The 19,425-nt window shown below is 70.3% G+C and carries 18 protein-coding genes; 15 read left to right on the top strand and 3 right to left on the bottom strand.

What is annotated here, in order from left to right:
- On the bottom strand, positions 1-651 hold a 651-nt coding region (locus IC63_RS09375; protein ID WP_036719442.1), incomplete at its 3' end, for an FMN-binding protein.
- Between the two features lie 165 nt (positions 652-816).
- On the opposite strand from IC63_RS09375, the gene IC63_RS09365 reads away from it, so the two are divergent.
- The 10 genes from IC63_RS09365 to IC63_RS09320 all read left to right on the top strand — a co-directional run bounded on the left by IC63_RS09365 (position 817) and on the right by IC63_RS09320 (position 10,278).
- Positions 817-2,898 carry a nitrite reductase gene (locus tag IC63_RS09365; protein WP_269634717.1) on the top strand — a complete coding sequence of 694 codons (2,082 nt, stop codon included), beginning with the start codon at positions 817-819 and terminating at the stop codon, positions 2,896-2,898.
- A gap of 83 nt (positions 2,899-2,981) precedes the next feature.
- Positions 2,982-3,767: a uroporphyrinogen-III C-methyltransferase gene (gene cobA, locus IC63_RS09360; RefSeq protein WP_084115695.1), complete on the top strand. Its 786-nt coding sequence runs from the start codon at positions 2,982-2,984 to the stop codon at positions 3,765-3,767.
- Positions 3,760-4,086 carry a c-type cytochrome gene (locus IC63_RS09355; RefSeq protein ID WP_036719441.1) on the top strand — a complete coding sequence of 109 codons (327 nt, stop codon included), beginning with the start codon at positions 3,760-3,762 and terminating at the stop codon, positions 4,084-4,086. Before cobA ends, IC63_RS09355 begins: the two co-directional genes overlap by 8 nt.
- Positions 4,083-5,300 (top strand): cytochrome D1 domain-containing protein, encoded by a 1,218-nt coding sequence (locus tag IC63_RS09350; RefSeq protein ID WP_156965423.1) that lies wholly within the window; start codon positions 4,083-4,085, stop codon positions 5,298-5,300. The genes IC63_RS09355 and IC63_RS09350 overlap by 4 nt, the downstream gene beginning before the upstream one ends.
- Entirely contained in the window at positions 5,297-6,283 is a 987-nt protein-coding gene (ahbB, locus tag IC63_RS09345) for a siroheme decarboxylase subunit beta (RefSeq protein WP_036719440.1), read from the top strand. Before IC63_RS09350 ends, ahbB (IC63_RS09345) begins: the two co-directional genes overlap by 4 nt.
- Positions 6,280-6,762 carry an Lrp/AsnC family transcriptional regulator gene (locus IC63_RS09340; RefSeq protein WP_052042067.1) on the top strand — a complete coding sequence of 161 codons (483 nt, stop codon included), beginning with the start codon at positions 6,280-6,282 and terminating at the stop codon, positions 6,760-6,762. The genes ahbB (IC63_RS09345) and IC63_RS09340 overlap by 4 nt, the downstream gene beginning before the upstream one ends.
- Positions 6,759-7,265, top strand: a complete 507-nt coding sequence (ahbB, locus tag IC63_RS09335) for a siroheme decarboxylase subunit beta (protein ID WP_232222573.1) — start codon at positions 6,759-6,761, stop codon at positions 7,263-7,265. The genes IC63_RS09340 and ahbB (IC63_RS09335) overlap by 4 nt, the downstream gene beginning before the upstream one ends.
- A gap of 11 nt (positions 7,266-7,276) precedes the next feature.
- Positions 7,277-8,503, top strand: coding sequence for a heme d1 biosynthesis radical SAM protein NirJ (gene nirJ, locus IC63_RS09330; protein WP_036719439.1), 1,227 nt, complete (start codon positions 7,277-7,279; stop codon positions 8,501-8,503).
- Between the two features lie 10 nt (positions 8,504-8,513).
- Positions 8,514-10,058, top strand: a complete 1,545-nt coding sequence (locus IC63_RS09325) for a nitrite reductase (RefSeq protein WP_156965422.1) — start codon at positions 8,514-8,516, stop codon at positions 10,056-10,058.
- Positions 10,015-10,278 carry a hypothetical protein gene (locus IC63_RS09320; protein ID WP_036719438.1) on the top strand — a complete coding sequence of 88 codons (264 nt, stop codon included), beginning with the start codon at positions 10,015-10,017 and terminating at the stop codon, positions 10,276-10,278. Before IC63_RS09325 ends, IC63_RS09320 begins: the two co-directional genes overlap by 44 nt.
- A 64-nt stretch (positions 10,279-10,342) precedes the next feature.
- Here IC63_RS09320 and IC63_RS09315 read toward each other — a convergent pair whose 3' ends face one another.
- Complete coding sequence (locus IC63_RS09315; RefSeq protein ID WP_036719437.1) at positions 10,343-11,764, bottom strand: coniferyl aldehyde dehydrogenase; 1,422 nt, start codon at positions 11,762-11,764, stop codon at positions 10,343-10,345.
- The gene (locus IC63_RS09310; protein ID WP_036719436.1) at positions 11,761-12,570 is read right to left on the bottom strand and encodes an SDR family NAD(P)-dependent oxidoreductase; all 810 of its coding nucleotides are present in this window, start codon (positions 12,568-12,570) and stop codon (positions 11,761-11,763) included. Before IC63_RS09310 ends, IC63_RS09315 begins: the two co-directional genes overlap by 4 nt.
- Positions 12,571-12,804: 234 nt before the next feature.
- Between IC63_RS09310 and IC63_RS09305 the strand changes: the two genes are divergently transcribed.
- The 5 genes from IC63_RS09305 (at position 12,805) to IC63_RS09285 (ending at position 19,391) form a co-directional block, all read left to right on the top strand.
- The gene (locus tag IC63_RS09305; protein WP_036719435.1) at positions 12,805-14,679 is read left to right on the top strand and encodes a TRAP transporter large permease; all 1,875 of its coding nucleotides are present in this window, start codon (positions 12,805-12,807) and stop codon (positions 14,677-14,679) included.
- Between the two features lie 23 nt (positions 14,680-14,702).
- Positions 14,703-15,719, top strand: coding sequence for a TRAP transporter substrate-binding protein (locus tag IC63_RS09300; RefSeq protein WP_036719433.1), 1,017 nt, complete (start codon positions 14,703-14,705; stop codon positions 15,717-15,719).
- The gene (locus IC63_RS09295; RefSeq protein ID WP_052042066.1) at positions 15,719-16,564 is read left to right on the top strand and encodes an IclR family transcriptional regulator; all 846 of its coding nucleotides are present in this window, start codon (positions 15,719-15,721) and stop codon (positions 16,562-16,564) included. The genes IC63_RS09300 and IC63_RS09295 overlap by 1 nt, the downstream gene beginning before the upstream one ends.
- A 92-nt stretch (positions 16,565-16,656) precedes the next feature.
- The gene (locus IC63_RS09290; protein ID WP_036719431.1) at positions 16,657-17,811 is read left to right on the top strand and encodes an acetyl-CoA acetyltransferase; all 1,155 of its coding nucleotides are present in this window, start codon (positions 16,657-16,659) and stop codon (positions 17,809-17,811) included.
- Complete coding sequence (locus IC63_RS09285) at positions 17,808-19,391, top strand: acyl-CoA synthetase (RefSeq protein WP_036719429.1); 1,584 nt, start codon at positions 17,808-17,810, stop codon at positions 19,389-19,391. The genes IC63_RS09290 and IC63_RS09285 overlap by 4 nt, the downstream gene beginning before the upstream one ends.
- Positions 19,392-19,425 lie beyond the last annotated feature (34 nt).

Here is a 19,425-nt window from a genome sequence, read left to right as displayed (position 1 = left end):
TCCCAGGACCTGCCCGAGGTGATTTCTCGCGCCACGATCTCGACCGGGGTGATCCGCGACGGGATCATGCGCCGCCGCCAGCACCCGCGCCGTGCGCATGATCCCGTCGCGGATCGCCCCGGTCGAGATCGTGGCGCGAGAAATCACCTCGGGCAGGTCCTGGGATTCGGCCGCCGGGCGGCTCATGTCGTGGCCGCGGAACCCGTCCACATAGGCCGCGATGTCGGCGTCCGAGATGCCCAGCGTCAGCACCGGCTCGTTGTGCCGCATCAGCCGGGCGCCCGCGATCCGGCCGTCGGGCGTGACGGCCACCAGCACGTCCAGCGGCCGCCCCGAATAGCCGGTCGAGCCGGCCAGTTCCCAGGTCGAGCCGATCAGCCCGACCGTCGCGCCGCCGCTGTCCACCCGCCAGGCGGGCACTGGGGTTTCGGTGCGGGACAGGGTCGGCTGGTCGGCCTCGGGCAGCGCGAACAGCGCCGCGGCCAGCGCGGGGTCCGGTGCGGCGGCCTCGATCGCATCGTCGGGGATGACGGCGCCGTGCAGCCCCTGCGCCGACGCGGGGGGCGACCCGGCCCCCGAGGCTGCCACGGCCAGCAGCAGGACGACCGCGAGCCTGCGGGTCAGGGCGAAGATCAGGGCGCGAAGATCCATCTCGTCTCCCGGCTTTGCCCGGTCGGTTTCGGGCTGGACCGCGCGGCGATCCCGTGCTGCGATGTGTCGCGTGCGTAGCGAGTGCTTGCCTTAACCGAAGTCAAAGACGCCAGACACGGGGTTGTTAACGTCCTGCAGCCTCACCAGCAAACACGGAGATTTCGCATGATGACCCCAGCGCATACCGCCAGGACGTCGCTTCTGGCGTCTGCGGCACTGGCCCTGCTGTTCAGCGCGGGGATCGCGACGGCGCAGACGGCCGCGCCGGCCACGACGCCCGCGCCCGCCGCCGAAACCCCGGCCGCGACCGCGCCTGCCGCCAACGACAACGCTGCCCCGGCCGCAGATGCTGCGGCGGATGCTGCGACGCCCGCCGCCGCCGACGCTGCCCCGGCCGCGGATGCTGCCGCCCCTGCTGCCGACGCCGCGCCCGCGGCCGATGCTGCGGCCCCCGCCACCGATGCCGGCGACCCGAACGCCGTCTCCGGGCCCAAGGCGGGCCCCGAGACCGAGGTCAAGATCGCGCCGCGCTCGGACGGCGCCGACAAGACGACCGAAGAGCAGGCCGCCCAGAAAGGCGAGGTCGAGGACCACACCTCGAAGCCGCAGGACCAGTACGAACCCGCGCTGACCACGCTGGCGCAGGAATCGCTGCCGGTGCCCGGCGCGCCGGAAGGCGTGCAGGCGCTGACCCAGGCCGAGTTCGACGAGGCCAACAAGATCTATTTCGAACGCTGCGCGGGCTGCCACGGCGTGCTGCGCAAGGGTGCCACCGGCAAGCCGCTGACTCCCGACATCACCCGCGAGCTGGGCTTTGAATACCTGCAGTCCTTCATCACCTACGGCTCGCCGGCCGGGATGCCCAACTGGGGCACCTCGGGCGACCTGACCCAGGAACAGGTCGACATGATGGCGAAATACGTCATGCTCGACCCGGCCAGCCCGCCGGAATGGGGCATGGACAAGATGAAGGAGTCCTGGAAGGTCCTGGTCAAGCCCGAGGACCGTCCGACCGAGAAGAAGAACGACTGGGACCTGGACAACCTGTTCTCGGTCACGCTGCGTGACGCCGGCCAGATCGCCCTGATCGACGGCGGCAGCTATGAGATCAAGAAGGTCATCGATACCGGCTATGCGGTCCACATCAGCCGCTTGTCGGCCTCGGGCCGCTATCTGATGGTTATCGGCCGCGACGCCAAGGTGGACATGATCGACCTGTGGATGGAGGACCCCTCGGTCGTCGCCACGATCAAGGTCGGCGCCGAGGCGAGGTCCGTCGAGACCTCCAAGATGGAAGGGTGGGAGGACAAGTACGCCATCGCCGGCGCCTACTGGCCGCCGCAGTATGTCATCATGGATGGCGCCACGCTCGAGCCGCTCAAGATCGTGTCGACCCGCGGCAACATCTATGACGAGCAGACCTATCACCCCGAGCCGCGGGTGGCGGCGATCCTGGCGTCGCACTACCGGCCCGAGTTCCTGGTCAACATCAAGGAAACCGGGAAGATCCAGCTGGTCGACTATACCGACCTCAAGAACCTCAAGATCACCGAGATCGAGGCCGAACGCTTCCTGCACGACGGCGGGCTCGACTCGACCAAGCGCTACTTCATCACTGCGGCCAACGCCCGCGGCAAGCTGGTCGTGATCGACACAAAGGAAGGCAAGCTGGCGGCGATCACCGAGACCGGCGGCGAGACCCCGCACCCGGGCCGCGGCGCGAACTTCGTGCACCCGACCTTCGGGCCGGTCTGGGCGACCTCGCACCTGGGCGACGAATCTGTGGCGCTGATCGGCACCGACCCGGAAGGCCACAAGGACAACGCCTGGAAAATCGTGGACAGCTTCCCGGCGCTGGGCGGCGGTTCGCTGTTCATCAAGACCTATCCGGGGTCGAACCACCTCTATGCCGACGCGACGCTGAACCCCGATGCCGAGATTTCGGGCTCGGTCGCGGTGTTCGAGATCGACAAGATGAAGGGCGACGGGTCCGACCCCGAGTTCAAGACCCTGCCGATCGCCGAATGGGCCGAGATCACCGACGGCCAGCCGCGCGTCGTCCAGGGCGAATTCAACAAGGACGGGACCGAGATCTGGTTCTCGGTCTGGAACGCCAAGGACAAAGAATCGGCCATCGTTGTGGTGGACGACAAGACGCTTGAGCTGAAGAAGGTCATCAAGGACCCGCGGCTGATCACGCCGACCGGCAAGTTCAACGTCAAGAACACCCAGGGCGACATCTACTGATCGCCTGACGCGACACCGGGTGGCGCGGGTTTACGGCCCGCGCCACCCTTTCCCCCCAGCCGTTCCATGCAAGGGAAACGACCATGACGGGCAAAGTCTTCCTCATCGGCGCCGGACCGGGTGACCCGGACCTGCTGACGCTCAAGGCCCTGCGCCTGATCCAGAGCGCCGATGTGGTGGTCTTCGACCGGCTGGTTAGCCCCGAGATCATGGCGCTGGTGCCGGCCGCCACGCGCCGCATCTCGGTCGGCAAGACGGCCGGCTTCCATTCCGTGCCGCAGGACCAGATCAACGCGCTGCTGGTCAAGCTGGCGCAGGACGGGCTGACCGTCGCCCGCGTCAAGGGTGGCGATCCGCTGATCTTCGGCCGTGGCTCGGAAGAGGCCGAGGAACTGGCCGCCGCCGGCATCCCCTATGCCTATGTTCCCGGCATCACCGCCGCGCAGGGCGCCGCCGCCTCGACCGGGGTGCCGCTGACCCATCGCGGGCTGGCGACCGGCGTGCGCTATGTGACCGGCCACCGGGCGCGGGACGCGGAACTGGAACTCGACTGGGCCTCGCTCGCCGATCCCGACACCACGCTGGTGGTCTATATGGGCGCCGCCAACATGGCCGAGATCGCCGCCCGGCTGATCGCCGCGGGAATGCCCATCGACCTGCCGGTGCTGGCCGTGGGCCACGCCACCACCCCGCGCGAGGTGCGGCTGCCCTCGACCCTCGCCCGCATCGCCGCCGATCTGGCGGCTCATCCGATCGAGGCGCCGGTGCTGTTCATGATCGGCCGCGTCGCCGGGCTGTATGCCGCGGCCGGGCTGCCGCTGCCGCGCGACCTGCGGGCCGCGCATCTGCGCGTGGTCGGGAATGGCTGATGTCGGGCTGATCGCCGCCGGCTGTGCCGCCGCGGCGGGGCTTGCCATGGCCGCCACCAGCGCGATCCCGCCCCAGCGGGCGGCGGAACTGGAACACATGGTCATCCAGGATTGCGGCTCGTGCCACGGGCTGACGATGAAGGGCGGCCTCGGCAAGCCGATCACCCCCGCCGATCTGGAAGGCCGCGACCCCGAGGGGCTGGCCGCGATCATCCTGGACGGCGTGCCCGGCACCGCAATGCCGCCCTGGCGCCCCCTCATCACCGAGGACGAGGCGCTGTGGATCGCGGCCTATCTGATGAAGGAGAAGGTCGAATGACCCGCGCGCTGTTGCTCGTTTTGTCTCTCGCTGCGTTCTCGAGTTCTGCGTGGGCAGAAGTTCACATCTCTGGGGACAGTGAACCCCAACGGTGCCTTGTCGGCGGCAACATCGCCGTCCATTCATCCTGCGGCACCGGCGACCTGGGCGTGGTGATCGAGCGCGCCACTGGCTCGGTGCTGGTCGTGGACCAGTCGGACCGCGCGTCGCTGTGCCGGGTCGAGGGGCTGGGCGACCTCAGCCACGCCTCGCTGACCTTCTCGCCCGACGAACGCTTCGCCTATATCTTCGGCCGCGACGGCGGGCTGTCCAAGGTCGACATCCTCGGCTGCGCCATCGACAAGCGCATCGTGCAGGCCGGCAACGCGATCGGCGGCGCGATCTCGGACGACGGCAAGCTGGTCGCGGTGTCGAATTACGAACCCGGCGGGGTCAAGGTCTTCGACGCCGACACGCTGGACCCCGTGGCCGACATCCCGATGGGCGGCAAGACCGTGGGACTGGCCGACGCGCCGGGGGGACGCTTCGTCGTCGCCGGCTGGGATTCGGGCGAGGTCTGGGTGCTGGACCATTCCACCGACCCGAAGGATCCCGCGATCACGAAAATCGAAAATGTCGGCGCAAACCCCTATGACGCGCTGATGATCGGCGGGCGCACCTATCTGGTCGGGCTGTTCGGCGAAAAGGGCCTGTCGCGCATCGACCTGTGGGCAGACCCGCCCTCCGCCGAGCGCATCCTGCCCGACTATGGCAAAAACGAACCCGACCTGCCGGTCTACAAGATGCCGCATCTGCAGGGCTGGACGCTGGCCGGCGACAGCTATGCGCTGCCCGCGGTGGGCCTGCACCAGGTGCTGTGGGCCGACGCCCGCACCGGGGCCGAGACCGCCCGCACCGAGGTCGCGGGCCAGCCGGTCTTCGTCACCGCCCGCCCCGACGGGCGCGAGCTGTGGGTGAACTTCGCGCCCCCCGACAACGGCAAGGTGCAGGTGATCGACGCGGTGACGCATCAGGTCAAGCAGACGCTGGAACCCGGCAAGGGCGTGCTGCACATGGAATTCACCCCCCGCGGGCGCGAGGTCTGGCTGTCGGCCCGCGACGACAACAAGGTGCTGATCTACGACACCCGCACCTATGAAAAGCTGGGCGAGGTCGAGGCGCAGGCGCCCTCGGGCATCTTCTTCACCGACCGCGCGCATCGGAGCGGGCTGTGAACGCCGCCCTCCCCCCCGCCTGCCCGGACACCCGGCTGCTGGACGAATTCCAGCGCGACCTGCCGCTGGTCCCGCGCCCCTTCGCGGCGATGGGCCAGGCGCTGGGGCTGACGGAATCCGCGGTGCTGGACCGGCTGTGCCGGCTGGTCGCCGCCGGGCGCGTCACCCGGGTCGGCGCCACCTGCCGGCCGAACACCGCGGGCGCCTCGACCCTCGCCGCGCTGGCGATCCCCGAGCCGCGGATCGAGGAGGTCGCCGCGATCGTGGCCGCCGAGCCGGGGGTGAACCATTCCTATCTGCGCGAGGACGACTGGAACCTGTGGTTCGTCGCCACTGCCCCCGACCAGCCGACGCTGGACGAGAGCCTCGCCCGGATCGAGGCCGCGACCGGGCTGGGGGTACTGTCCCTGCCGCTGGTGCGGCCGTTCAACATCGACCTCGGCTTTCCGCTGCGCGGGCCCCGGGCGCCGCTGGGGCTGGACCGGCCGGCCGATCTGTCGGTGCTGCAGGGCGAGGACCGGCCGCTGATGCAGGCACTGTCCAGCGGCCTCGCGCTGGTCCCCCGCCCCTTCGCCGCGCTGGCCGACACGCTGGGCCGCAGCGAAGCGGATGTCATCGCCCGCATCGCCACGCTCGCCCGCGCTCGCCTGCTGACCCGCGTCGGCGTCATCGTCCGCCACCGCGCGCTCGGCTGGACCGCCAACGCGATGGTGGTCTGGCAACTGCCCGACGCGGCCATCGAGCCCGCGGGCCGGGCGCTGGCGCAGGTGCCGGGCGTGACGCTCTGCTATCAGCGCCGCGCCGAGCCGGGGGTCTGGGACTGGCCGCTCTTCTGCATGATCCACGCCCGGTCCCGCCCCGAGGCGATGGCGGTGCTGGACCACGCCCGCGCCCTGCCGGAACTGGCCGCGGCGCCGCACAAGATCCTGTTCTCGACCCGCTGCTTCAAGCAGGTGGGCGCGCTGATCCAGGACGCCGCATGACCCGGTCCGCCCGCACCATCCTGCCGCCCGAGGCGCTGGACCCGACCGACCGCGCGATCCTGAACGCGCTGCAGGACGGTTTCCCGATCACCCCCCGCCCTTACGACGACGCCGGCGCCGCGCTGGGGATCACCGGCGCCGAGCTGATCGACCGCATCGCGCGGCTGCGCGAAATCGGGGCGATCACCCGCTTTGGCCCGTTCTTCGACGCCGCCGCGATGGGCGGCGCCTTCTGCCTGTGCGCGATGGCAGTCCCCGCCGACCGCTGGGACGAGGTCCTGACAAAGGTCAATGCCCACCCGCAGGTCGCGCATAATTATGAACGCACGCACGCGCTGAACATGTGGTTCGTCCTCGCCACCGACACGCCCGAGGGCATCACCCGCACCGCGCAGGCGATCGAGGCTGAGACGGGGCTGGACGTGATGCTGTTTCCCAAGCTGGAAGAATATTTCATCGGTTTCCGGGTGCAGGCATGACTGCCGCCAACCCGCGCGGCATGGCGCCGCTGGACGCCATCGACCGCCGCATCGTGCGGGCGACCCAGGCCGGGCTGCCGCTGACCCCCCAGCCCTATGCCGAGATCGCCGCCGTGCTGGACCTGACCGAGGCCGAGGTGATCGACCGCATCGCCGCGATGCAGGAACGCGGCATCATCCGCCGCATCGCCATCGCGCCGCATCACTATGCGCTGGGCATGACCGCCAACGGGATGAGCGTCTGGGACGTGGCGGACGACCGCATTTCCGACCTTGGCGCCCGGATCGGCGCGCTGCCCTATGTCACCCATTGCTACCAGCGGCCCCGTGCGCTGCCGCAATGGCCCTATAACCTGTTCGCGATGCTGCACGGCTCGGGCCGGGACGAGGTCGAGGCCAAGCGCCGCGAGGTCGCCGCGATCCTCGGCGATGCCTGCCGGGGCAGTGACATTCTGTATTCCACCCGTATCCTGAAAAAGACCGGGCTGCGGCTGGCCGACTGAAAGGGGACGCGATGTTCCGACTGACGCAATACATGCACCAGCTGGTCGAGCCGACCCCGGTCCGCCGCCGCGGCACGCCGGGATCGGTCAAGCCGGTGGTGATCTGGAACCTGACCCGGACCTGCAACCTCAAGTGCCGGCACTGCTATACGGTCAGCTCGGACCACGTGTTTCCGGGCGAGTTGAGCCACGCACAGGCGATGGGCGTGCTGGAGGACCTGTCCGCCTTCCGCATCCCCGCGCTGATCCTGTCGGGGGGCGAGCCGCTGAGCCGCTTCGACTTCTGGGACCTGGCCGAGCGGGCGCGGCAACTGGATTTCCGGCACCTGTCGCTGTCCACCAACGGCACCAAGCTGGGCGAGCCCGGCGTCGCTGACCGGGTCGCGGCGCTGGGGTTCGACTATGTCGGCATCAGCCTGGACGGGATCGGGGCGACCAACGACTGGTTCCGGGGGGTCGAGGGCGCCTTTGCCAACGCGCTCGCCGGCGTGCGGGCCTGCAAGGCGCGGGGCGTCAAGGTCGGGCTGCGCTTCACGATCACCCGGGACAACGGCGACCAGCTGCCGCAGATGCTGGACCTGTGCGAATCCGAAGGCGTGGACAAGTTCTACCTGTCGCACCTCGTCTATGCCGGGCGCGGCGACAAGCACCGGGGCGAGGATCAGGAACACGACCACACCCGCCGGGCGATGGACCTGCTGATCGAGCGCGGCTGGGACGCGGTGAAAAACGGCCGCCCGCTGGAGATCGTGACCGGCAACAACGACGCCGACGCGGTGTATTTCATGCGCTGGGCGGAACGGCACTTCGCGCCCGAGGCGGTCGCACATCTGCGCGCGCATCTTGCGGCGTGGGGCGGCAATTCCTCGGGGCTGGGGGTGGCCAATATCGACCCGCAGGGCAAGGTGCATCCCGACACATACTGGTCCGACTATACGATCGGCTCGGTCAAGGAAAAGCCGTTCACCCGGTGGTGGACGGGCGACGATCCGATGCTGGCGACGCTGCGCACCCGGCCGCGGCCGCTGAAGGGCCGCTGCGGCGCCTGCGCCTTCCAGGACGTCTGCGGCGGCAACACCCGCATCCGCGCCCTGCAGCTGACCGGCGACCCGTGGGCCGAGGACCCGGCCTGCTATCTGTCCAACGCCGAGATCGGCCTGCCCGAGGATTTCTCGGACCGCCTGACCGTCACCCCCTTCCGAGGCAAGAGCCATGACCCCGCGCATCGTTTCTTCTGACCGACGCCTGATGAGGGGATATGCGGGCGCGGTGGCCGCGGCGCTGGGGCTGGCGCTGGCGGGACCGGCCTGGGCGGATGCTGCGGCCGATTACGCCGAACATTGCGCCTCGTGCCACGCCGAGACGCGGATGGGCGGCACCGGCCCGGCGCTGATTCCGGAAACGCTGGGTCGGGTGAAGGGGCTGGATCAGGTGATCGCCGACGGCCGCCCCTCGACCCAGATGGAGGGCTTCGCTGACCGGCTGTCGGCCGACCAGATCGCCGCGCTGGTGGACTACATCAAGGCGCCGGTCGAGAACGTCCCGGCCTGGGGCGAGGCCGAGATCGCCGCCAGCCGCGAGATGGCGGCGGACTACACCCCCGCCGACAAGCCGGTCTTCACCGCCGATCCGATGAACATCACCCTGGTCGTGGAAACCGGCGACCACCACATCAGCGTGCTGGACGGCGACACGTTCGACGTGCTGGACCGCTTTGCCACGCCCTATGCGGTGCATGGCGGGCCCAAGTTCTCGCCGGACGGGCGGTATGTCTTCGTCATGTCCCGCGACGGCTGGGTCGAGAAATACGACATCTGGTCGCTCAAGGAAGTCGGCCGGGTCCGCGCGGGCCTGAACAGCCGCAACATCGCCATGAGCCATGACGGCAAGTGGCTGGCGGTCGCCAACTATCTGCCGCAGACGCTGACCATCCTGTCCACCGACACGCTGGAACCCGTCAAGGTCGACGTCAAGGCCAGGGACGGCAAGCCCAGCCGTGTCTCGGCCGTCTATCAGGCGCCCGAACGCAAGTCGTTCATCCTCGCGCTCAAGGACGCCCCCGAGATCTGGGAGGTGGCGACCGACCCCGACGCCGGCCCCTATGAGGACGGCTATGTCCACAGCTACGAAAAGGGCGCCAAGGAAAGCTTCGGGGCGCAAGTCGGCCTGTTCGCCCGCCGCCGCATCCCGGTCGAGGAACCGCTGGACGATTTCTTCTTCGACCAGGGCTACAAGAACCTGATCGGCACCAACCGCGAGGGCACCAAGGGCGTCGTGATCAACCTGATCTCGGGCGGGAAGGTGGCCGAACTGCCCCTGCCCGGGATGCCGCATCTGGGGTCGGGCATCACCTGGAAGCGGGACGGCCACACGGTCATGGCCACCCCGCATCTGAACGAGGGCGTGCTGTCGGTGATCGACATGACCGACTGGTCCCTCGTCAAGCAGATCAGGACCGACGGGCCGGGCTTCTTCCTGCGCAGCCACGAGACCTCGCCCTATGTCTGGGCCGACGTGTTCTTCGGCCCGCACAAGGACGAGATGCACATCATCGACAAGCAGAGCCTGGAGATCGTCCGTACCCTCAACCCCGCCCCCGGCAAGACCGTCGCGCATACCGAGTTCACCCGCGACGGCAGCCACGCCCTTGTCTCGATCTGGGATGATGACGGCGCGGTGATCGTCTATGACGCCAGGACGCTGGAGGAGGTGCGGCGGCTGCCGATGAAGAAGCCCTCGGGGAAATACAATGTCTGGAACAAGATCAACTTCGAGGAAGGCACCAGCCACTGAGCCGCCGCGCAGCCAGCTGAGGCTGGCTCTGCTGCTGGCGCCGTTCGTCTGGGCGGCGGTGGCGATCAACCTGTTCATGCTGGCGCTGATCGCGCCGGCGCTGGGCTGGCCGACGCTCAGCCCCTGGGCCACGATGGCCGTCGCCGTGCCGCTGACCCTGCCCGCGACCTGGCTCGCCACCCGCTGGGTCGGCGGGCTGATCGACGCGGCGGAACGCTAGTCCATCTTCTGTCCCCAAATATCCCATAATCCGGGGCAGCGCCCCGGTCGCCACGCCGCAAGCATCACTCCCGCGAGGCCCCGGCCAGCCGCCGCGCCGCCGCCAGCAGCGCGCCGATCAGCCGCCGCCGGCCGCCCCAGGGCGGGCGGATCAGCCCAGTCGCCGCCCAGTGCGCCTGCACCATCACCGGGCGCTTCTTGGAAAACTGCGCGAATCCGTCCGGCCCGTGATACCCGCCCATGCCGCTGTCGCCGACGCCGCCGAAGGGCAGGTTCAGCTGCGCGAGGTGAAAGATCGTGTCGTTGAAGGTCACGCCGCCCGACATGGTCCCCGCCAGCACCCGGTCCTGCCGCGCCCGGTCGTCGTCGAAGTAATACAGCGCCAGCGGCCGGGGCCGCGCGTTCACGAACTCCAGCGCCGCGTCGAGCGTCCCGCAGGGGATAACCGGCAGGATGGGGCCGAAGATCTCTTCGGTCATCAGCCTGCTGTCGGGGGCCGGGTCGATCACCAGCGTCGGCGGCATGATCCGGCCGTTGGCGCCCTCAGGCACCGGCGCCAGTTGCACCACCCGCGCGCCGCGGTCCCGCGCCTCCTCGACCAGCCCGCGCAGGCGGTCCAGATGCCGGTCGGTGACGATGCGGGTGTAGTCGTCGGTCAGGCCGTTCGGGAACAGGCGGCGGACGGCACGGGCGGCCTCGGCCTCGAAGGCGGGGATGCGGGCAGGCGGGACCAGCGCATAGTCCGGGGCGACGCAGGTCTGGCCGGCGTTGAACAGCTTGCCGGTCATCAGCCGCCCCACCGCGCGGGACAGATCTGCGCTGTCGTGCAGGATCGCCGGAGATTTCCCGCCCAGCTCCAGCGTGACCGGGGTCAGGTTCGCCGCGGCCGCTGCCATTACCTGCCGCCCCACCGCGGTCGAGCCGGTGAACACCAGGTGATCCCACGGCAGCGCGCTGAACGCGCGCGCGACCTCGACGCCGCCGGTGACGACCGCCACCCGCTCGGGCGGAAATGCATAGGCGACCAGCGCCGCCAGCGCCTCCGCCGTGCGGGGCGCCAGTTCCGAGGGCTTCAGCACCACCCGGTTCCCCGCCGCAATCGCATCGACGGCGGGGCCGAGCGTCAGCAGCACCGGATAGTTCCACGCCCCGATCACGCCCACGACGCCCAGCGGCTGGTGTTCCCAGAACGCCCGCGCCGGCCACAGGAAGGGCGACCCCGCCGCCCGCCGCCGCCGCATCCAGCGGCCCAGATGCCGGCGCGCATGGCCGATCTGGTCATACAGCGGCAGCAGCTCCAGCAGCCGCGTCTCGGCCGCGGGCCGGCCGCCGAAATCGGCGTCCACCGCGGCGATCAGGGCGGCCTCATGGGTCCGCAGCGCCGTGGCCAGCGCCGCCAGCGCCGCCCGCCGCGCCGCCGCATCGGGCCGCGCCTCGCGCAGGAAGGCCGCGCGCTGCCGGGCCAGCAGGTCGTCCGCCGCGCTCATTCCCGCCCCCGGAACTTGTCCATCGAGCTGTAGACCCCGAACAGCCGCGCCCCCACCGCGTCAAAGACCCGCACCGGCATCAGCCCCTTGAGGAACGGCAGCGTGTTCACGATCGCCGGCAGCCGCAGGAAGATGCGGTCGCGGCGGATCGCGCGGACGATGGCATCGGCCACACGCTCGGGCTTCAGCAGCGGGATCAGCCGCAGCCGCGCGCCCTGGAACATGCCGGTGTCGATATAGGTCGGGCAGACGGTGGTGACGCGGACGCCGGTGCGGCCCATCTCCATTTCCAGCCGCAGCGAATCGGACCAGCCGATCATCGCCCACTTGCTGGCCGCATAGACCGCCATGTTGGGGTTCGACAGCATCCCCGCGGCCGAGGCGATGTTGACCACGTGCCCCCGGCCCCGCGCGATCATGCCGGGCAGGAAGGCCCGGGTCAGCAGCATCGGCGCGGTGGCGTTGATGTCCATCGTGCGGCGGATGTCGGCCTCGGAATGGCCGGCGAAGGGCTTGCCCACGACGATCCCGGCGTTGTTGACCAGGATGTCCGGGGCGGCGCCCAGTGCCTCGGTCGCCGCCACCGCAGCGGCAATGGCGGCCGGCTGCGACAGGTCCAAGACGATGCCGTCCGCCGCGTGGCCCTGCGCGCGCAGGCCGGCCACGGCACGATCCAGCGCCGCCGCGTCGATGTCCCACAGCACGACGCGCGCCGCGCCCGCCGCCGCCAGCCGCTGCGCCGTCAAGAGCCCGATGCCCGCGGCCCCGCCGGTCACCAGCGCCACCGCCTTGCCGATCTGCGTCATCCCGTCTGTTCCCCCCGGCCCGGACCGCCCGTGCCGGCGACTATGCCCCATCCCGGCCGCGGCAGGACAGGACGTTGCGTCACACAAGCCGCGATCACACCCGTTCCATATTGCGGAACGCTGATCTTTCCGCTTGCGCCGCGCCGCCATGCTGGTGTCAGGTTTGCCAGCAAGGCCGGGCGGACGGAGGAGTCCATATCCCGGAACGGGCCATCGCCCAGCGGAGGACATCGGATGGAGCTGGCTGACGATCCGGATGCCGAACTTGCCCTCGGCGGCATCGAGACGCTGGCCGCCCCGAAGAAGGCCGAGCCGTGGATGCGGCCGGTCGAGCTGCTCGCCGCCGCCCTGCTGGCGGCGATGATGGCCATCGTGCTGGCCAATGTCGTGTTCCGCTATGTGCTGCACAGCCCGCTGGTGTGGGGCGACGAGGCGGCCTCGCTGTCGTTCATCTGGATGGCGATGCTGGGTGCGGCGATCGCCGTCGACCGGCACGAACATCTGCGCCTGACCATCGCGCTGCCGCTGTTCCCGCCCCGGATGCAGGACGTGCTGGACGTCTTCGGCCGCGTCGCGGTGGCGGTGCTGCTGCTGCGCCTGCTGCCCGAGGCGGTCAGCTATGCCTACGAGGAATCCTTTATCACCTCGCCGGCGCTGGGGCTGCCGATGTCGGTGCGCGCGGCGGCGCTGCCGGCGGGGATCGGGCTGATGACGCTGCTGATGGTGCTGTCGGTGATCCGCACCCGCGACTGGCGCGCCATCGCCGGGTCGGTGGCGGTCATCGCGGCGCTGGTCGCGGCGCTGTGGCTGGCCCGGCCGGCGCTGGCCGGGCTTGGCAACTGGAACCTGCCGATCTTCCTGGGGCTGATCGTGGCCGGCCTGCTGGTGATCGGGGTGCCGATCGCCTTCTGCTTTGCGCTGGGCACGCTGGCCTATCTGACCTTCGCCAGCCACTCGCCGGTCTTCGTGATGATGGGCCGGATGGACGAGGGCATGTCGTCGCTGATCCTGCTGTCGGTCCCGGTCTTCGTGCTGCTGGGCTGCATCCTGGACGAAACCGGGATGGGCCGCGCCATCGTCAACTTCCTCGCCTCGCTGCTGGGCCATGTGAAGGCGGGGATGAGCTATGTGCTGCTCGGCTCGATGTTCCTCGTGTCGGGGATTTCCGGGTCCAAGGTGTCAGACATGGCGACCGTCGCCCCGGCGCTGTTCCCGGAAATGCGCCGCCGCGGCCATTCCCCGGCCGAGATGACCGCCCTGCTGGCGACCGGGGCGGCGATGGCCGACACGGTGCCGCCGTCGATCGTGCTGATCGTGCTGGGCTCGGCCGCGGGCGTGTCCATCGCCGGGCTGTTCACGGCCGGCTTCGTCATCGCCATGGTGCTGCTGGTGGTGCTGGCGGTGCTGGCGCGCTGGAAGGCGCGCGGCGAGGACATGGCCGGCGTCCGCCGCGCCGGGCTGGGCGTGATCGGCCGCACCGCGCTGGTCGCGGCGCCGGCGCTGGCGCTGCCCTTCATGATCCGCGGCATGGTCGGCGGCGGGGTCGCCACCGCCACCGAGGTCTCGGCCATCGCCGTGGTCTATGCCTTCCTCATCGGCGCCGTCCTGTATGGCGGCATCCCGGCGCGGCGGATCGTGCCGATGCTGGTCGAGACGGTCGCCATGTCTGGGGCGATCCTGCTGATCCTCGGCTGCGCCTCGGCGATGAGCTGGGCGCTGACCCAGTCGGGCTTCGCCCGCGACCTGACGGCGGTCATGGCCGGGCTGCCGGGGGGGCCGGCGATCTTCCTGACCGCCTCGGTGCTGCTGTTCCTGCTGCTGGGCTGCGTGCTGGAAGGGCTGCCGGCCATCGTGCTGCTGGCCCCGATCATGTTCCCGCTAGCCCGCACGCTGGGGATCAACGACATCCATTATTCGATGGTCATCGTCACCGCGATGAACATCGGCCTGATGGCCCCGCCGATCGGGATCGGCTTCTACATCGCCTGCAAGATCGCAGGCATCTCGCCCGACGCGGTGATGGGCCGCATCTGGCCCTATCTCGTCGCGCTGCTGGTCGGGCTGGCGGTCATCGCCGCCGTGCCCGCCATTTCCACCGCCTTCATCTGACAACCACTCTGGGAGGAGACACCATGAAGACCACTCGCCGCACCCTGCTGATGGGCGCCGCCGCCGCGGGCCTCGCCGCGCCGTTCCTGCGCCCAGGCCCGGCCCGCGCCGCCGAATTCACCATGAAGCTGGCCAACAACCAGCCGATGACCCACCCGACGAACATCCGCGCCGCGGAAGCCGTCAAGGCGATCGCCGAGGAATCCGGCGGCCGGGTCGACGTACAGGTGTTCCCGTCGAACCAGCTGGGCGCCGATACCGACGTGCTGGGGCAGCTGCGGTCCGGCGGGGTGGAATTCTTCCTGCTGTCGCCGATCATCCTGTCGACGCTGGTCCCCAATTCCTCGATCAACGGCGTCGGCTTTGCCTTCCACGACTATGACATGGTCTGGAAGGCGATGGACGGCGAACTGGGCGCCTATGAGCGGGCCGAGATCGAGAAGGCCGGCCTGGTCGTGATGGAAAAGATCTGGGACAACGGGTTCCGGCAGACCACCTCGTCGGTCAAGCCCATCGTGACCCCGGCGGATTTCGAGGGGATGAAGATCCGTGTCCCCGTCTCGCCGCTGTGGACCTCGATGTTCACGGCGCTGGGGACGGCGCCGACCTCGATCAACTTCGCCGAGGTCTATTCGGCGCTGCAAACCGGCATCGTGGACGGGCAGGAAAACCCGCTGGCGATCATCGCCACCTCGAAGCTGGCCGAGGTGCAGAAATACTGCTCGCTGACCAACCACATGTGGGACGGGTTCTGGATGCTGGCCAACCGCCGCGCCTGGGGCGGGCTGCCCGAGGACCTGCAGGCCATCGTCGCCAAGCACTTCAACGCGGCGGCCGTGAACCAGCGCGCCGACGTGCAGAAGCTGAACGAAACGCTGCGCGGCGAACTGGAAGCCGCCGGGCTGGCCTTCAACGAGGTCGATCCGGCGCCGTTCGAGGCCAGGCTGCGCGAGGCGGGCTTCTATGCCGAGTGGAAGGGCAAATACGGCGACGAGGCCTGGGCGATCCTTGAAAAGGCCGTGGGCCGGACGCTCGCCTGATGCTGACCCGGCCGGCGCCCGATCCCGATCAAGCGATCCCCGCCGCCGGCGGGGCGCAGGCCGTGGACCGGGCGCTGGCGCTGCTGGCCGCGGTGGGGCGCGCCGGTCCCGAGGGCGACACTTTGTCCGGGCTGGCCCAGGCCAGCGGCGTCGCCCGACCGACCGCGCGGCGGCTGCTGCTGTCGCTGATCGCCGCGCATCTGGTCGAACAGGACGACGCCAGCCGCTATCACCTGGGGCCGGGCGCGTTTCTGCTGGGGATGCGCGCCGGGCGCCGGCACGACCTGGCCGAACAGGCCGCCGACTGCGTGGCGCGGCTGGCGCGGGCGACCGGCGACAGCGCCTTTCTGCTGATCCCGCAGGGCGACGAGGTGCTGTGCCTGATGCGCGAGGAAGGCACCCACCCGATCCGCACCCACGCGCTGCTGGCCGGCGACCGCAACCCGCTGGGGGTGGGCGCCGGCGGGCTGGCGCTGCTGGCGGCGCTGCCGGAACCCGAGGCCGCCGCGGCGCTGGCGCGCCTGGCCCCGGCCCTGGCCGCGCGGATGGGCGAGGCCGCGGCCGAGGTGCCGGGCGACCTCGCCCGCGCCCGGGCCGCGGGCCATGCCGTGAACCCGGGCCGGGTCGTCCCCGGGTCATGGGGGATCGGCGTCGCCGTGCTGTGGCCCGACGGCCGCCCCGCCGCCGCGCTGACCATCGCCGCGGTCGAAGCCCGCATGGGACCGTTCCGGCAAGAGGAACTCGGCCGCCTGCTGCGGTCCGAGGCGGCGGTGATCGAAGCCCGCCTCGCCCGCCACCTCACACCGGGCACCTTGCCCGCATCACGCGAAAGGATGATCCGATGAGCAACGGTAACCCGGAACTCGGGCGGTCCGAAAATGTCCCGGGAGGAGGCCCGAACGGGCCGGGGGGCAGCGCCCCCCCTTCGCACGAACCGATGATCGTCGGCTGGGCGCACACGAAATTCGGCAAGTCCGAAGCGCCCGACACGATGGCCCTGATGGCCGAGGTCGCAGGACCGGCGCTGGCCCATGCCGGGGTGACGGCGGACCAGGTGGACGGGATCTTCACCGGGGTCTGGAACAACGGTTTCAGCCGCCAGGATTTCCAGGGCGCGCTGGTCGCGATGGGGACGCCCGAGCTGGCCGGGGTGCCCTTCATGCGCACCGAGAATGCCTGCGCGACCGGCTCGGCGGCGCTCTATGCGGCGGCGGATTTCATCGCCTCGGGGCGGGGCCGGGTGGCGCTGGTGATCGGCGCCGAGAAGATGACCGCGACTCCGGTGGCCGAGGTCGGGGACATCCTGCTGGCCGCTTCCTACGTGCCCGAGGAGGCCGGCGAGGGCGGCTTTGCCGGCGTCTTCGGCCGCATCGCGGATACGTATTTCCAGCGCCACGGCGACCGATCCGAGGAGCTGGCGATGATCGCCGCCAAGAACCACGAAAACGGCATGCGCAACCCCTACGCGCATATGCAGAAGGACTTCGGCGTCGAGTTCTGCAACACGCCCTCCGAGAAGAACCCGCGTGTGGCGGGGCCGCTGCGGCGCACGGATTGCTCGCTGATCTCGGACGGGGCGGCGGCGATCGTGCTGGCCGATGCGGCCACCGCCGCCGGACTGGCCCGCGCCATCCGCTTTCGCGCCCGCGCCCAGGCCGGCGACCTGCTGGCGCTGTCGCGCCGCGATCCCATCGCCTTCGCCGGCGCGCATCGCGCCTGGGCCGAGGCGCTGGCGCAGGCGGGGCTGGGGATCATGGATCTCGACCTGGTGGAGACCCACGACTGTTTCACCATCGCCGAGATGATCGAATACGAGGCGATGGGGCTGGCGGCACCGGGAGAGGGCTGGAAGGTGGTCCGCGACGGCACCACCCGCTTTGACGGGGCGCTGCCGGTGAACCCCTCGGGCGGGCTGAAATCCCGCGGCCACCCGATCGGCGCGACCGGCGTCAGCCAGCACGTCATGGCGGCGATGCAGCTGGCCGGGGAAGCCGGCGCGATGCAAGTGCCGGGGGCGAAGCTCGCCGGGGTCTTCAACATGGGCGGCGCGGCGGTGGCGAACTACTGCTCGATCCTCGAGAGGGTGAGATGACCCTGGTGCCGCCCGTCTCGACCCGGGTGATGAACCTCGCCACGCTGCTGACCCAGGCCGCGCGGCGCGACCCGGACGGGGTGGCGCTGGTGATGGGCGACACGCGCTGGAGGTGGGCCGAGTTCGAGGCGGGGGCCGATGCGCTCGCCGCCGCGCTGCAGGGCATGGGCCTGCAGAAGGGCGACCGGGTGATGGTCCAGTCGCAGAACTGCCTCGAGATGATGCAGGCGATGTTCGCGGTCTGGCGCGCCGGCGGCGTCTGGGTACCCGCGAACTTCCGCCAGACGCCGGACGAGGTCGTCTATCTCACCCAGGCCTCGGGCGCGCGAGGCTTGATCTGCAACGCGGCCTTTCCCGACCACGCCGCGGCCTGTCAGGCCGGCTGCCCCGAGCTGCGCTGGACGCTGTCCATCGGCGCGGCTGATTTCGGGCCGTCCCTGCAGGCCGTGACCAACGACCACATGGGCCAGCGCCCGCAGGTGGCGGCGGTGGATCGCGACGATGCCTGCTGGTTCTTCTTCACCTCGGGGACGACAGGGCGGCCCAAGGCCTCGGTGCTGACCCACGGGCAGATGGCCTTCGTGGTGACGAACTACCTCGCCGACCTGATGCCGGGGCTGACCCCGGCCGATGCCTCGCTGGTCGTGGCGCCGCTGTCGCACGGGGCGGGGGTCCACCAGCTGACGCAGGTGGCGCGGGGGGTGAAGACCGTGCTGCTGCCGTCCGAGAAATTCGACGTCGAGACCGTCTGGCAGCTGGTCCGCGACTGGCGCATCAGCACCATGTTCACGGTGCCGACGATCCTCAAGCTGCTGGTCGAGCATCCCTCGGCCGCTGCCGCCGACACCGCGTCGCTGCGCTATGTGATCTATGCCGGCGCGCCGATGTATCGCGAGGACCAGAAGCGCGCGCTGGCGCTGCTGGGCCCGGTGCTGGTCCAGTATTTCGGGCTGGGCGAGGTCACCGGCAACATCACCGTTCTGCCCGCCTGGGCGCATGAGGCCGATGACGACGCCGCCCGCATCGGCACCTGCGGCTATGCCCGCACCGGGATCGAGGTGCAGGTGCAGGACGACCAGGGCCGCGAGGTCGCCCCCGGCGAGACCGGCGAGATCTGCGTCATCGGCCCGGCGGTCTTCGCCGGCTATCACGACAACCCCAAGGCCAACGCCGAAAGCTTCCGCGACGGCTGGTTCCGCACCGGCGACCTGGGCCACATGGACGCCGAGGGCTATCTGTACATCACCGGGCGGCAGTCCGACATGTTCATCTCGGGCGGGTCCAACGTCTATCCGCGCGAGATCGAGGAGAAGATCCTGACCCATCCCGCGATCTCCGAAGTCGCGGTGCTGGGGATGCCCGACCCGCTGTGGGGCGAGGTCGGCTGGGCGGTCTGCGTGCCCCGCGACGGCGCCGCGGTCAGCGCCGACGAGCTGGGGGCGTTCCTCGACGGCAAGCTGAGCCGCTACAAGCTGCCGCGGCGCTTTGTGCTGTGGGACGCGCTGCCGAAGTCGGCCTACGGCAAGATCACCAAGACGATGATCCGCGAGGAACTGCTGCGCCGGGAGGGCGGGCCGTGAGCCCCGCGTCGGCGCCCGAGCGGGGCCAGCCCCG

Origin of the sequence: Paracoccus sphaerophysae (genome assembly GCF_000763805.1) — a bacterium.
Classification (GTDB): Bacteria; Pseudomonadota; Alphaproteobacteria; order Rhodobacterales; family Rhodobacteraceae; genus Paracoccus; species Paracoccus sphaerophysae.
The sequence above is the reverse complement of the archived record's forward strand: the minus strand, read 5'-3'. Positions and strand labels throughout refer to the sequence as shown.

Bases quoted from the DNA above. Each gene is read 5' to 3' on its own strand.
- IC63_RS09290 (WP_036719431.1), top strand. From the start codon at position 16,657: ATGATCGTCGGCTGGGCGCACACGAAATTCGGCAAGTCCGAAGCGCCC.
- IC63_RS09320 (WP_036719438.1), top strand. From the start codon at position 10,015: ATGTCTGGAACAAGATCAACTTCGAGGAAGGCACCAGCCACTGAGCCG.
- IC63_RS09355 (WP_036719441.1), top strand. From the start codon at position 3,760: ATGGCTGATGTCGGGCTGATCGCCGCCGGCTGTGCCGCCGCGGCGGGG.
- cobA (WP_084115695.1), top strand. From the start codon at position 2,982: ATGACGGGCAAAGTCTTCCTCATCGGCGCCGGACCGGGTGACCCGGAC.
- IC63_RS09310 (WP_036719436.1), bottom strand. From the start codon at position 12,570: ATGACGCAGATCGGCAAGGCGGTGGCGCTGGTGACCGGCGGGGCCGCG.
- IC63_RS09295 (WP_052042066.1), top strand. From the start codon at position 15,719: ATGCTGACCCGGCCGGCGCCCGATCCCGATCAAGCGATCCCCGCCGCC.
- IC63_RS09315 (WP_036719437.1), bottom strand. From the start codon at position 11,764: ATGAGCGCGGCGGACGACCTGCTGGCCCGGCAGCGCGCGGCCTTCCTG.
- IC63_RS09285 (WP_036719429.1), top strand. From the start codon at position 17,808: ATGACCCTGGTGCCGCCCGTCTCGACCCGGGTGATGAACCTCGCCACG.
- IC63_RS09340 (WP_052042067.1), top strand. From the start codon at position 6,280: ATGACCCGGTCCGCCCGCACCATCCTGCCGCCCGAGGCGCTGGACCCG.
- IC63_RS09365 (WP_269634717.1), top strand. From the start codon at position 817: ATGATGACCCCAGCGCATACCGCCAGGACGTCGCTTCTGGCGTCTGCG.
- IC63_RS09300 (WP_036719433.1), top strand. From the start codon at position 14,703: ATGAAGACCACTCGCCGCACCCTGCTGATGGGCGCCGCCGCCGCGGGC.
- IC63_RS09305 (WP_036719435.1), top strand. From the start codon at position 12,805: ATGGAGCTGGCTGACGATCCGGATGCCGAACTTGCCCTCGGCGGCATC.
- IC63_RS09325 (WP_156965422.1), top strand. From the start codon at position 8,514: ATGAGGGGATATGCGGGCGCGGTGGCCGCGGCGCTGGGGCTGGCGCTG.
- IC63_RS09350 (WP_156965423.1), top strand. From the start codon at position 4,083: ATGACCCGCGCGCTGTTGCTCGTTTTGTCTCTCGCTGCGTTCTCGAGT.
- nirJ (WP_036719439.1), top strand. From the start codon at position 7,277: ATGTTCCGACTGACGCAATACATGCACCAGCTGGTCGAGCCGACCCCG.
- ahbB (WP_232222573.1), top strand. From the start codon at position 6,759: ATGACTGCCGCCAACCCGCGCGGCATGGCGCCGCTGGACGCCATCGAC.